The organism is Prevotella sp. P5-92 (assembly GCF_002251245.1).
Lineage (GTDB): Bacteria > Bacteroidota > Bacteroidia > Bacteroidales > Bacteroidaceae > Prevotella.
In genome coordinates this window covers 23,705-37,411 of sequence record NZ_NPJG01000018.1, presented here as the reverse complement: position 1 = coordinate 37,411, position 13,707 = coordinate 23,705, and the positions used below count along the sequence as shown (strand labels likewise).

The following is a 13,707-nucleotide window of genomic DNA, read 5'->3' as shown; positions in this document are numbered from 1 at the left end:
AAACTGAGCATAAGAATACTTTTTCTTTTATTCAAAAACTTTATTTCAGCAACTCAGCCATTTTGTCAAGCAAATCCTGGCCACGCAGGTTCTTGGCAACAATCTTTCCTTGCTGGTCAATAAGCACATTGGCTGGTATTCCCTTCACATTGTAGAGGGCAGCACCGGCACAACCCCAGCCCTTAATGTCGCTCATGTGAGGCCACGGCATCTTCAGCTGGTCGATGGCTTTTATCCATGCTTCCTTGTTGTTGTCGAGCGACACGCCGACCACCTCGAAGCCCTTGGCGTGATAAAGGTCGTAGGCCTTCACCACGGTAGGCATCTCCGCACGGCAAGGACCGCACCATGAAGCCCAGAAATCGATGAGCGTGTATTTGTTCTTCTTCACGTAGTCGGAAACACTAATCATCTTGCCTTTCGGGTCGGGCATACTGAAGTCGGTGAATTGTGCTCCGATGCCTGTACGCTGGTCGATGGCCCGCTGCTCCATGATGCCTTTATAGGCATAGAACTGCTGCTTTTGCTGCCCAAAGAGTTTCAGCAGTTGCACCTGCTCTTCTTTCGTGAAGTCACTCTGTGTCTGAGCCAGCAGATAGTCGGCCACGGGAGTGCCTATGTGCTGCAGCATGAAGCGTTTGGTATAGTTCTTGCGGTCGGCGGAGTAGGTATTCACAAGCAGGCGCTCCTTAATCTTATTGTCTTCGGCCACAAGTGTGTCCAGACATACGCTCCAGTCGGCAGCCATCCGGTCGTCGAACTCTTTGGCTCCGCGCTCATACTCATCCCACAAACGGGCGCTGGGACCGCCCACGATGATGTTTTTATTCTCGTCTTTAAACATCTGCACGCTGATGGGCGCATTCTCCAGCAAAATTGCTGCCATGGCCACATACTCGCCCTTGTGCATGGCAAGCAGATAGCGATGGGTGCAACCGTCAAACTGTCCGGTAAACTCGAACTTGCCTTTTTTCACGATAGCGGTGTCGAGAGGCACCATGGCAAACCACCCTTGCATTTCGCAAAGAAGGATGGTGTCGCCCTTCACTGTTCCTTCTGCCGTACCAGTGATGGTATAGCCGTTCTGGGCAGAAACACTAGTCAGCAGCATGGCCGACATGATAGTCAACAATAGTTTTTTCATCGTCTTCATTATTTTTTTGTTGCAATTCCATTTAGGTACTCACGCACATCAGAAGGATGCTCGGGCGAGGTGATGACCTTGCCGTCGGGAGCCACAAGCAGATAGTAAGGCACGCCGTTGCCCACCTGGTATTTGTCGAAGAGGTCCTGATAGCCTTGCTTGGTGGTGATATACTGTGGCCAAGGCTCGGGATGTTTCTCCATCGCCTTGCGCCAGGCGGCATCTTTCGTGTCGATGGACACACCTATCACACAGAAGATGTCATTGAAGTCCTTGGCTATCTCTGCCACTTCGGGCATGGCATGCAGACACATGCCGCACCACGAGGCCCAGAAGTCAATCAGCACATATTTGCCACGAGGCATCACACCCGCCAACTGACAACGTTTGCCGTTCACATCCAGCAAGTCGAGGTCGGCCACGCCGCTGCCCTTCGTAGTATACTTAGCAGCACAGATGCGCTTGGCATACTCTTTCTCGCGCACCGCGTCGACACCTTGCGGCTGGATGGTCTTTTCCAGATGAGCCACCTGCTCGTCGGTGAGGTTGTAGCCGCGCTGCAACAGGCGGTTGGCCAGATAGAGCGAGATAACAGATTGCGGATGCTTGTCGATAAACGCGAAGGCATCGGCACTCATCTCGCCGCCCATGTCGAGCAGGTCGTTGTAGTCGCGCTGCACTTGTGTGCCGATGAGACGGTAGTCGGGCGTAAAGGTAAGATTGCCGTCAGAGAGGAATATCTCATTATATGTCCAGCGGATAGAGTCGGTGGGCCAGTGGTTTTTCTCCACGAGTTCCAGATTGTTGGTCATGAGCGTACCCTTGGCCGGACTTTCCAGATGCTTGCCCTTGAGCACGAACTGGCCGTCTTTGATATGACTATCGGCAATAGACACCGAAAAGCTGGTGTCGGTTTGGCAGACGATGCCCACAGAATATCCGTCGGGCAAATTGACCTGTCCATGAATGATAAAACCCATCTCCTGGGCTTGCATGGTATGGAAGCTCAGAAGAAGGGTCAGTAAGTAAAAGAACTTTTTCATTGTTCTGCGTAAGAGAGATTACTTGTCTTTACGATAAAGCACTTTCTTGCCATCATAGATGTAGATACCCTTCTGCTCCATGGCGTTGACACGGCGGCCGTCGATGGTGTAGATGCCTTTTCTGATGGCAACGGGCTTGGCCACAGGTGCGGCAATGCCTGCAGCGATGCTCGACAGATTTTTCAAAGGAATGGTGGCAGGCACCTCTTTACTGGCGTTGGTGAACACGCTGTCGGGTATTCCCACATAAACCGTGTTGGGGGCGATTGTACCGCTCACCTGATTGAATACGACCGCATTGGTGTCGAAGGTGTAGTACTTTTTCTCCACATCAAGCGTGTCGATTTTCACACCGTCAGCACCCGAATAGGCAAAGAGGTTGTCGCCGAAACCGTAAGGAATGGCAGGAGTCTTCACAATTTGGGCATCGCCTTTTCCGTAGAGGATTGTCGGAAAGCCAGGGTCCACGCTGTAGCGATAAGGACTGGGCTTGGCAACAATCTCGTCACCCTCTTTCTGTACGCTGTCGGCATAGAGGACAAAGTAATTCACGTTCGAAGGAATAGAAATGCGGGTGTCGGGACTATACCACACCTTATATTCACCCTCTTCAGCGAAGTGCAGCACTTCGGCAGAGTCGGCAGTGAAATGAGCCAGATAAGTGGCAATGCCAGTCACATCCACATCGATAGAGGCCTCTGTCGACACGTCTTTGCCGTCGAGTGTCCATTTCACGAAGTGGCAGCGCTCATCGTTCGGAGTGGCCGTCAGTGTCACCTTGTCGCCAATATAGTTGGCCAGTTTGCTGATTGCCGTTGAGCCCAGAGCATTCTGATCGTCAAACTCATCGACAGCCACATGGGTGAAGATGGTTTTGAAACTGTTGTTCGGATCCAACGGCATCAGTGTCGCTGTGGTGGCAGAGTCGGCATCCTGCTCCTCGCCCGTAACCGGATCTATGATTTTTGTATAGATGCCATTAGGCATGGAGACGGTGATGTATTCCTGATCAGGGTAAACAATGTTGGACAGTGAATCCACATATACCCACTCCTCGTTTTCGTTGAGTTCGTCGGTCGTCACACCAATGCACTGCCATCCCTCATTAGCCTTGGGATAGACAAACAGCGTGCCATCTTTAGAAACAATCTCCTTGGTCTGTCGCTCACTATACTGGCGCTCCGACTCGGGAACCCCAAATTCTGTAGAGATATACACCTGTCCGGCACCCGTGGGGTATGCTTCTACCTGCGCATGATAGGCATACCATGTTTCACTGGCTGATGCCGGGAGTGAGAACACAGCTATCAGCGATGCTGAAACCATCAGCCGCTTAGCATTCAAATTGATAAAGAACTTTTTCATATATAAATCTTTCTATTAAATTGTTAAACATTTCTTTTTCGTTTGTGCCAGAGCATGCCACCCGCAGCCAGTACCACTACCACCACCATCCATCCCGCCATGCAGGGCGTGACAAGCGGACTGGTCAAGGCCACCTTCTGCTGGCAGATTGTTCTGCTGCCGACAATCATCGGGCGCTGGTTACCCGCAGAATCCTCTATCTGCGAGTCAGACCACACCGCTGCCAGCACATCGGGCACCATCTTCGCATCGGGTGTACCTATATCATTGCGCCTGGAGAAGAGCCTGATGTTGAAAAACAACTCCATCCACGGCGAATGGGCCGATATCTCATGCAGCAACTCCTTGTATGGCCGACTCAGCGCTGGCGGCATGTTGCGGCAGAAAAGACGCTCGCCCGTGAGTGCCCTCTGAACGATCCACACACACATCGACGTGCAGTTGACGGTGATGAAATCATACTTCCAGTAGGCCCCTTTCACGATTTCCTCGTCGAGCAACCGCCACAGCTGCTGTTCTTCCAGCGGCAGTAGGTTCAGCTGATACTCGCTCACGGCACGGCCTTCTTGCCTGTACTGCTCAACAAACCGATCGGTGGGGACGGCCTGGAATCCAGCCTTGGCCGTACCGGCAACAAATTTCAACGGTGCAAGGCCAGTGTCGCTCATGTTAAACGAGAAACAATAGTCCAGTTGCTTCGACTCACACTGCAAGCGTATGGCCGCATGGCCGTAAGCCGACACGGCATCGTTGCCGGGTCCGATGGTGACCAGATACACATGGATGAACTCCGGATGCTGAGCTGCCTTGTTGATGGAGTCGGCATCCTGAGCGCTCACTGTCAGCGAGCCCATCCACAGGGTCAAAAGGATAAGCAGCCTAGTGAGCATCTCTTACGTATCTGACGTATAGTTTCACTTTCTCTGACTCGATGCTCTGCCTGCACACCTCGTTGCGGTTGTAGGCAAACTTGCGATAGAGATAATACATGCCCTCTTTCTGCTCGTCAAGACTCGATGACCAATAATAGCCGAAAAGGCCCATCATGCGGTAGGGCGAGCGGCTCATATTGATGTTTGTGGTCCAATAACCTCCCAACCGCAGGTTCAGGTCGCACGGATCATCTTCCAGCGAAAACATGCGATGCGCAATGTTTCCGCGCCAGTCCATCTTTGCAGCCTCATCGGGAGACATACCCAGACAGCACTCCAGGTTCTGCCAGTCGGCATCGGTAGGCACGCGCCACCCCTCGGGACAAGCCTCCAGTGCTCCGGGCAGATTGTATAGTCTGCCATACTTAGCCAGGTTCTTGGTGCTTGCCCGGTTATACTGATAGTCTTCGGCATTCAGATAGACGAGGCATCTCTGCTCGTTTTTCAAATCATAACTGAAATTATCTGCCATCCAGTCCAGACTGCCATATCTCACCCAACGATACTCATGTCCGTCGCGTTCGTCAACAAAGGTTCCAGATGCCGAGGGAGCAATTTTTCCCATCACTTCCTCATCGTCCTTGTCGCACGCAGCGACAGTCAGGAGCAACACCCATGCCAGCAGGGGCAAAACCATAGATTGATATTTCCTCATGTCTCGTTCAATTAAAAAATATAACCAAGTCGTTCCAAAGTCTGTTTCATCAGCCTGTGCTTCAGCATCACAAGCTCGTATTTGCCATAGCGCTGCTCCAGCTGCTCGTCGGTATAGGCGACCACATTGGAGGCATACGACGAAATGTCGTTCGAGAGGTCGGTCATGTAGCCCACTGGACTACCTGCCACCAGGAAGCCATACTGGTAGAGCTTTTCCTGGTTCACATTCTCCAGTCCCAGACTGCTGTACGAACGTCCGTAATAGTCGTGGCTGACAGCCTCGAACTCTCCGAAGGCATCTGTCTGGGCTTTCACCATCGAGCTGACCATGATGTTCAGAACACGCGAAGCATAATTTTTTTTCTGTGCTTCGGTGCGCTCACGCTGCGTCAGATAGTTGCAGGCCACTGCCACGCACCGCTGGTTCACCACTGCATAGGGACTGAAGGTCTGTGCCGAGTCGTATTTGTCCATCTTACCAATGATGGTTTTCGTGAGCAGCCATGAGTAGGGACGCATGGCATCGCTGAAATGCGGAAGGATATAAGTCTCTAAATACTCCGTCATGGCGAGTTTTTGCTCGAAATTGGGAATATAAGTAAATGTGTATGACGACAGCGAAGTACCATAGCCCGTCTGTCCTACGGTATAAGTCAAGTCGATAGTCTCGACGAAATAGCGCGGGTCGCCATTGATATCTTTTCCCAGATACACATTCTGCAGCGTATCGTTGAACAGCAGATACGACCCATAATCGGCGAAGAACTTGCGCCGCAGTTGCGCCTCCTCGCTATTGTCGTCGGCAGCGGGCTGGAAATAGTCGGAGGGATTCTTGTAGTCTGGCTCCAAAGCATCCTCACTCTCACACGAGAAGAGGCAAATGCCCGACAATATGATTGCAAATGAATAGAATAATCGTTTCATGATGTTTTCTGATGTATAATGTTTTAAGGATTACTCGCTAGTGGGAACAACCGTATATTCCCGCCACTGGTTGCCATTGTTCTGCATGTCGGTGTTGTATTCCAACACTTCGTTAGGGATAGGCAATGTCCACGAGGCATCGTCCTCGGTTAGGACAAAACGATGGGTTTCTTTCACTTCTGCCCTTCCACGTTCTGCATAGATGGTGTAGTCGTGAGTGATTGAAATCTTCTCGGGCTCAACACTGCACACACGATAGCGGCGCAGGTCAAACCAACGGTGTCCCTGCAGCATCAGCTCTTTACGGCGCTCCAACCGGATGTCTTTTATCAGTTGACTGCCGTTAGATGTAATATTCAGCCCTGCTGCGTCTTTCTTGATTCTTGCGGCGCGCAGTTTGTTCACGGCAGAACGCGCTGCATCCTCATTCCCCTGATAAGCCTCAGCCTCAGCCAGATTGAGGTAGGCCTCGGCCGACCGCATCCAGAAGATAGAGGACACTTCAGGGATATATCCTCTCAATCCTTCGCTATAAGCATACCAATAATAACGGGGTTCTGTCTTTTCGGGCAGCTGATTGTAAGTTTTGGTAACCTCACGCATGGTCAGTCCCTGGAATTTACCCGATTTCCATAACCATTGTGAACGGCGCAAGTCATTGTTGGTATAAATGTCGTACTGGCTTTTGCTTACCCGCAGTCCCTGATACATGTATTTAAACATGACAGGCAGGTCATCGCCGCCCATAGAGAAAATGTTCTCGGCATTGCTTTTGAGCATAAATTTGTCGGTATTTGTGTTCAAATCCACCAAGCGCGAGTGTCTGCTGATAACCTTCTGGGCATATTCGGCAGCCTTCTGCCAATTTTGCATGTACAAATGCACACGGCTCAGCAGCAGATAGACCGCTGTCAGGTCTGCCCGATAGATAGATTTCTTCTCTGCCTTCACCTTTCCGAAAGCTTCCTCGGCAGCCTGCAAGTCACTCAGAATTAAATCGTAGGTCTCTTGCACCGTGTTTCGGGTGTACTTGATGTCTATCACTTCCGCATTGGTTTTCAATGGCACTCCCAAGTCGGTGCTTGCCGTCGACGGGTTGTAAGGCTTTCCGTACAAATTGACGAGGAAGAAATAGTAGTATGCCCGTAGGAAATGAGCCTCGCCGGTCACCTTTGCTGCACCTTCTATTTCTGCATCTTTGTTCTGTGGCACTTTGTCGATGCTGAAAAGCACGTTGTTGGCAATATTGATGCACTTATAAATCTTCGTCCAAGTGGTATTCTCAGTGGCAAAACCCGTGTAGTTCTCGTTGATACCCACACGCTGCTGCCAGGTGTAATAGCCAAACTCGGCCGGATGGTGGTCAAAGTCGGCACTCGAACCGTCGTATGCGCAGTTGTTTTCTTCCACCTCGTCGGCAATCAGATGCAGGAACTGGGCATAGTTGGGCTGATAATAGAATCCGTCTGTTCCCTGAGCACTCAAATAGCAGTCGCCGATGAGCAGCTCGTCAAGGTCTTTCCAAGAGCGAATGTAATCAACGTCTTGCGAATAATCCTCCAGGAAACTACCGCATGAGGCAGTGGCAGCCAGCACTCCCAGCATGCAGAACAATTGATATATGACTTTTTTCATATCGTTCTATCCTCCTTAATTTAGAAATTTATATTGATGCCTAATGTATAGCTCGGTGTGTCGGAGAGCTGCACCTGGCTGAATCCTCCCTGAGTGGGAGTTTGGCCCCTCAGCTTGCTGTCGCACCATGTCTTCAGGTTATAGGCGCTCAGCGTGATGGCCAGACGCTGGAGTTTCAGCTTTGCCAGTTGTTTCTCTGACAGCTCGTAGGTCAAGTTCACGGTGGACAGTTTCAGGTAGTCACCGCTGACCACACGCACATCACTGTAGTCATACATTGTCCATGAGTTTGTGGCAATAGCAGGGTTGCCCGACCAGCCACTCAGTCCCGGATCGGCCCAGTGACTGCTATAGTACTGATTGGCCGGGTTGCCATAGCCAAGAATAGCCGGAATGTTGGTGTGTTGCTCATCACCGGGTTTCATCCAACGGTCGAGCATGTCGCGGCTGACATTCTGCTCGGAAGAATAACCCATTCCGTTCAATCCGTCGAAAAGACGGAACAAACGGGTTTTGGCTCCCAGATTGTAAAGCAGCGTAAAACCTAAACGCCATTGGCGATAAGTAATCGTGTTGTTGAAGCTGCCGGTGATGTCGGGTTCACGACGGCCTGAAGGTGTGAGCACACTGGTATAGATGAAGTAGTTGCCTCGGTCTTTCAACTCGTTCCAGCGGTCTTCCCAGTCATAGAAATAGGGACCTCCGTCCACAGGGCTCAGTCCGGCGAACCTGTAAGAATAGAACGTGCCCACAGGCTGACCCTCAACCACGGCAGTACCCGAGAGGAAGTCATTCAGCTCGTAGGTTTCTGCGCCAGGAACAGTCTTCACCTTATTAAATATTTTAGACATGCTGCCCGACACAATCCAGTAGAAATCCTTGAACTTGACAGGAGTAGCCGTGAGCGTGACGTTGTATCCTCGGTTCTCGATGGTTCCAGAGTTAACGATATACGACTCGAAACCGTTCACATCGGAAATCTTCTTACTCATAAAGGCGTCGGTGGTCTTCTTGAAATAATACTCAGCCTCCAGCTGCAGGCGGTTGTCGAAGAATCCCACCTCAAACCCCAGGTTGGTAGAGTGAGTTTTCTCCCATTTCAAGTCGGGATTGGCAAAATAGGCGGCAGTAGATGTCATCTCATTATAGTAAGCCGACATGTTTCCTTTCTTGATAATCATTTCCGGCGTCTGGTTGTCGAGCATGTTTCCCTGCTCACCATACGATGCCTTCATACGGAGGAAGGTCAGCCAGTTGGCCTTAATGCCAAAGATCTCCTGAAGATTGGCATTGCCCGATACCGACCAGATGGGCAGCAGATTCTCGTTACTGCGGCTGCCGAACTTGTTGGAGCCATCGTAACGGCCGTTGGCATTGAGCGTAAACAGTTGTTTATAAGAATACGACAATGTGGCATAAGCCGACACCATGTTGCTCTTTGTGTCGGTGATGTGGGGCACATTGGTCCTCACCCAACTCCAATAACTGGCATAGTCGAGAGGGATGCTGCTGGCAAAAGTGCGGCCACGGTCGTGATAATAGCCACGCTGCGTATAGTTGTCACCCTTGTAGTTAGAGCTGGATGCCTCAAGACCAAGCGCCACATTGATGTTATGGTGTTTGTTCTCGCCCAGATACTTATTGTAGTTTCCTTGCAGACGGGCCGTCCAACCTACGTTGCGGTTTTTCTGCAAGGAGAGCTCGCCACCATAGGGCATGGTGCTGGTCAGTGAGGGTTCCTCACCCATCTCTGCTTTACGCAGACTTGACGCATAGAAAGTGTTCTCGCCCCACCACCCTTCAAGGCTCGAATTAGAGATGTTGGCCGAGAGCACTGCATTGAAGAAAAGATCGTCGGTGGCCTGATAACGGGCATTGGCCGTAGCGGTCACGGCATTTGTCTCCTGCTTGTTATAGCTGTTATCCAATTCATTCAGGATGCTGAAATTATAGAATCCATTGTTGCCAGCCTTCAGATAGTGGGCATAGCTGCCGTCGCTGTTGTAGGCAGGAATGGCGCGGCTAGTGTTATAAGCATAGTTGATGGGGTTGTTGTCCGACTGTGCATACTGGCGATTGTTCAGATAGCCATTCAGATTGAACTGCACCTTCAGTTTTTTTGTCAGGTCAAAGTCAATTTTCGCCATGGCCGTATAACGACGGTTTATGGTGTTGTTGATTACATCGTCCTGATCAGTATAACCTATAGAAGTATAGTAACGCACTTTCGACGAACCGCCAGAGACCGACACGGAGTGATCGTGAGAGAAAGAGTTGTGGCAGAGGATGTCGAACCAGTCGGTGTTCATGGTTTGCATCCTTGATACTTGCTCATCGAAAGTCTGCTGGTCGTAAATGCCCAGATAGAGGTTGCTCAGAGCCTGCTCGTAGCCCACCTTAGGCATGTTGGGCGGATAGATGTAATGTTGCTCTGCCAGATATTGCGAGAACTGGATGCGTTCCACCGAGTTCATCAGATTGATTTTATCGTCTGTATAATAGGGACGTTTACGAAAGGTGAACTGTCCGGAATACGTGATAGTGGGTTTGCCCTCGCGACCACTCTTGGTGGTCACCACAATCACGCCATTGGCCGCACGCGTTCCGTAGAGAGCGGTGGCGGCAGCATCTTTCAGCACGTCAATGCGCAGAATGTCTTGCGGGTTGATGCCAGCGATGGCATTACCAATGCGGTTGATGTAGTCGGGATCGTTCAGCACATCGGGCGACAAGCCTACAGGGTCGGAAAGGATGATGCCGTCGAGCACCCACAGCGGTTCGCGGTTACCGATGAGTGTGCTGGTTCCGCGAATACGGATGCGGTTGGTAGCATTGATTTCTCCACTACTACTAAACGACACCAGGTCGGGAATCTTACCTTCGAGCATCTTCGAGAGGTCGGCCACACCGGGAATCTCAAGTTCGCTCATGTCCTTACTGGTGACCGAACTGGTCAGGTGGCGGCGGTCCAGCTGCTGGTAGCCGGTCACTACCACACCCTCGAGCATCTGCGTGTCCGACTTCATGTTAATCACCATATTGCTCTTCACGGGCAGGTGAACTGTCTGCATGCCGATATAGGTGATCTGCACGCGCGCCTTTTCGGGCATCGTCTGGTCGAAATAGAACTCACCGTCGACATTGGTCACGGTATTCATCTTCGTGCCCATGATTCTCACTTGCGCGCCAATCACCGGCTCTTTGTTCTCGTCGACCACATAGCCTCTCACGGTGTGGCGGCTCTTGCCTTCCTTCACCAGTCTGACCACCACGATACCGTTGTTCTCCTTGATCTCACAGCCAATGTCGGCCATCACCTTCGTAATCACCTGCCGGGCTACGGCATTGGTCTCCTTCACGGTGACACGCAGGTCTTTCACTTCGTCGGTATTGTAGAGGAACTCGATTCCTGTCTGACGCTCCACTTCATCGAGAAACTGCTTTACGGTGGCATTCTCCATCACCACGGTAATACGCGATTTGTCGAGAGCCTGGGCGGACACCATCTGGGCGACCATCAGCGCCAGGATGAGCAGCAGACTTCTTTTCACGATTCTTTTCATCATCTCTTTTCTTTAAGGTGTTTTTTATGTATTGTTACCAGTTGTTTGCTTTTCTCAGTTGCTCACCGAGAGCGTGTCGTTCTGCAGCACGATGTTCACGTCGCAAGCCATCATGATGGCCTTCATGATGCGCTCAGCGCTGCCATAGCGCTTAAGGTTGCCCGTGAAGTGTATCTTGCGCAGCTTGTCGTCTGTGTAGATCACTTTCTTGATGTCGTACCATTGTGCCAGCACGTCCATTAGGTGCTCCAGCGTGCTGTTCTCAAACACGAACAGACCCCTCCGCGAAGTTCCAAAGCTGTATATGCACCTACAACACAACTCTTACTAAGTTGAGTGTTGTATGACGATACAGCAGCAAATAAGTTCGGGTCTGTTCCATGTATCTTATAAACCCCTTTCGATATACGGTCAAGCCATCCACTTTTCATATAAGCATACTGACCACGGGCATCCAATCCCTGGCTTGAAAGCCATGAACCAAATAAGACAGATTCATTGGGTGCCGTCTCTAATATTTGCTGTATTTTTGTAGCCATCTTCGTTTATTTTATGAATACCAGCCTAAATTTGTTGCAAAATTACTCTTTTTATTTTATCAAGCAAACATTTTCTCAAAAAAAATGTAATTTTTATATAAATTTATCTCCAAATTCGTATTTATAGCGAATTTAAGAGCAAAAAAAACAAGCATAGAACTAATAATGGAGATACAATTGCCGTCCAAAAGAGAAAGATAACAGTATAAAGTGGATAGAACTCGGTACGGTTTAGTTTATTTGCATTTAATATATCCATAACCTAAACTAAACTATTTATTCCGGCAAATAATATAATAAGAGTTTCCCACACCCACAGAAGCAGCTGTAGTGGGGATTGACTCTTTTAAAAATAGATATTAAATTAACTTGGCAACCTGTAATATAAATAAGACGATAAGTTGTAAAATTAAATAGTTGAACCACAACTTAAATAGATAAACTACAAAGATATCAACTGAATACTCTTGTGACACGACAGTACCACAGTTAGCGACACGAGTGTTCCATAGTTATGGTACGGTCGTGACACCAGTTGTGGTACGACCGTACCAATAGCTATGCTTATACCACAACGAGAACGTAATGCTTTTAATGTAGTATTACTATCATTTGAATGTGACTTTCGACATGCAAAATTGTGAAAAAACTTTTAAAAATGAGGGAAATGAGGGGGAATATCGGATTTTTTTTGTACCTTTGCGCAGTCGTGTTGTATGCTAATGGTATTTTTGTATTTCGCTACGACAAAGATGGCGACATAAGTGACGGCGACGACATGCGACGATAGTGTTGCGACAATATAATAATAACTGAGAAAAGAATAGTAAATTATATCGATATAAAGGCTAAACATAGCAAACAAAAGATGAAAATGAAAAAGATGATAAAGACATTGTGCTTAACTGCACTACTGATTATCGCCAACGGCGCTATGGCACAGAGCGACACCATCGTCAGTGTCAAGCCATTCAAACATCTGGATCTTAACATCACAACGGGTACAACTGGATTAGGCATAGAACTGGCCACACCGATCTCTGACATGTTTAGCGTCAGGGCTGGATACTCGTTTGTACCGAAGTTCCATCACAACATGGACTTCGCCATTCAGGTGGGCGAGGAAGCTGAGAGCAAATGGGACGAGAACGGCAACAGGGTGGAGACGAAATTCGACCGACTGGCCAAAAGGCTGGAAGAGGTGACGGGAATGACGGTGGACGACAACGTGAGGATGATAGGCGAACCGACATTCCACAACTGGCACCTGCTGGTGGATGTGAGGCCGTTCAGAAACAAGAGCTGGCACCTTACCACAGGATTTTATTTCGGTCCGTCGGACATTGCGAAGGCTTATAACTCCACGGAGGAGATGCAGACGCTGATGGGTGTGAACCTGTATAACAATATCTACGACAAGGTGCTGAACCGCGAACCTATATACGGCGACATCTACCTCAGCCCGTGGGAGGGCATAGGCGAACAACTGATACAATACGGAAGGATGGGAATATTAGTCGGCGAATTTGCCAATCAATACAAGACCGACAGCGACGGCAACATCATGAAAGACGCCGACGGCAACCCCATACGTAAGACTTACTTCATGGAACCTGATGCCGACGGCATGGTGAAAGCCACGATGAAGGTGAACAGCTTTAAGCCGTACTTGGGCTTCGGCTACGGCGGACGCATATCGAAGAAGAGCGACGAGTATTATATCTCGTTCGACTGCGGTGTGATGTTCTGGGGCGGCAAGCCCGACTTGATTACCCACGACGGCACAAACCTCTCAAAGGATGTGATCATAGCACGAGGCGACGTGAAGAGCTATGTGGATCTCATGAACAAGTTCTGCGTTTATCCTGTCATCAACCTCAAGCTGACGAAACGTATCTTCTAAAC

Annotated in this window: 11 protein-coding genes; 1 reads left to right on the top strand and 10 read right to left on the bottom strand. The window is 49.7% G+C overall.

From position 1 onward, the window contains the following. Positions 1–40: 40 nt before the first annotated feature. The 10 genes from CIK99_RS15680 to CIK99_RS02385 are packed head-to-tail and all read right to left on the bottom strand — an operon-like array spanning position 41 to position 11,802. Positions 41–1,144: a TlpA disulfide reductase family protein gene (locus CIK99_RS15680; protein ID WP_254047694.1), complete on the bottom strand. Its 1,104-nt coding sequence runs from the start codon at positions 1,142–1,144 to the stop codon at positions 41–43. A gap of 8 nt (positions 1,145–1,152) precedes the next feature. After that, positions 1,153–2,187, bottom strand: coding sequence for a TlpA disulfide reductase family protein (locus CIK99_RS15675; RefSeq protein WP_254047693.1), 1,035 nt, complete (start codon positions 2,185–2,187; stop codon positions 1,153–1,155). A gap of 18 nt (positions 2,188–2,205) precedes the next feature. Beyond that, on the bottom strand, positions 2,206–3,552 hold the full coding sequence (locus tag CIK99_RS02420) for a hypothetical protein (RefSeq protein WP_094379400.1): 1,347 nt from the start codon (positions 3,550–3,552) through the stop codon (positions 2,206–2,208). Between the two features lie 23 nt (positions 3,553–3,575). Further along, on the bottom strand, positions 3,576–4,442 hold the full coding sequence (locus tag CIK99_RS02415) for a DUF4105 domain-containing protein (protein WP_094379398.1): 867 nt from the start codon (positions 4,440–4,442) through the stop codon (positions 3,576–3,578). Further along, positions 4,432–5,139 (bottom strand): fibrobacter succinogenes major paralogous domain-containing protein, encoded by a 708-nt coding sequence (locus tag CIK99_RS02410; protein ID WP_094379396.1) that lies wholly within the window; start codon positions 5,137–5,139, stop codon positions 4,432–4,434. Before CIK99_RS02410 ends, CIK99_RS02415 begins: the two co-directional genes overlap by 11 nt. 11 nt (positions 5,140–5,150) lie before the next feature. After that, entirely contained in the window at positions 5,151–6,065 is a 915-nt protein-coding gene (locus CIK99_RS02405; RefSeq protein WP_144007874.1) for a hypothetical protein, read from the bottom strand. A gap of 30 nt (positions 6,066–6,095) precedes the next feature. Continuing rightward, positions 6,096–7,700: a RagB/SusD family nutrient uptake outer membrane protein gene (locus CIK99_RS02400; RefSeq protein ID WP_094379393.1), complete on the bottom strand. Its 1,605-nt coding sequence runs from the start codon at positions 7,698–7,700 to the stop codon at positions 6,096–6,098. Between the two features lie 20 nt (positions 7,701–7,720). Beyond that, the gene (locus CIK99_RS02395) at positions 7,721–11,266 is read right to left on the bottom strand and encodes a SusC/RagA family TonB-linked outer membrane protein (RefSeq protein ID WP_254047692.1); all 3,546 of its coding nucleotides are present in this window, start codon (positions 11,264–11,266) and stop codon (positions 7,721–7,723) included. A 51-nt stretch (positions 11,267–11,317) separates the two neighbouring features. Further along, the gene (locus CIK99_RS02390) at positions 11,318–11,503 is read right to left on the bottom strand and encodes a DUF4974 domain-containing protein (RefSeq protein WP_094379391.1); all 186 of its coding nucleotides are present in this window, start codon (positions 11,501–11,503) and stop codon (positions 11,318–11,320) included. Next, positions 11,503–11,802, bottom strand: a complete 300-nt coding sequence (locus CIK99_RS02385; protein WP_254047691.1) for an AbiEi antitoxin N-terminal domain-containing protein — start codon at positions 11,800–11,802, stop codon at positions 11,503–11,505. Before CIK99_RS02385 ends, CIK99_RS02390 begins: the two co-directional genes overlap by 1 nt. An 874-nt stretch (positions 11,803–12,676) precedes the next feature. On the opposite strand from CIK99_RS02385, the gene CIK99_RS02380 reads away from it, so the two are divergent. Then, entirely contained in the window at positions 12,677–13,705 is a 1,029-nt protein-coding gene (locus CIK99_RS02380) for a hypothetical protein (protein WP_094379389.1), read from the top strand. The last annotated feature ends 2 nt before the right edge of the window (positions 13,706–13,707 follow it).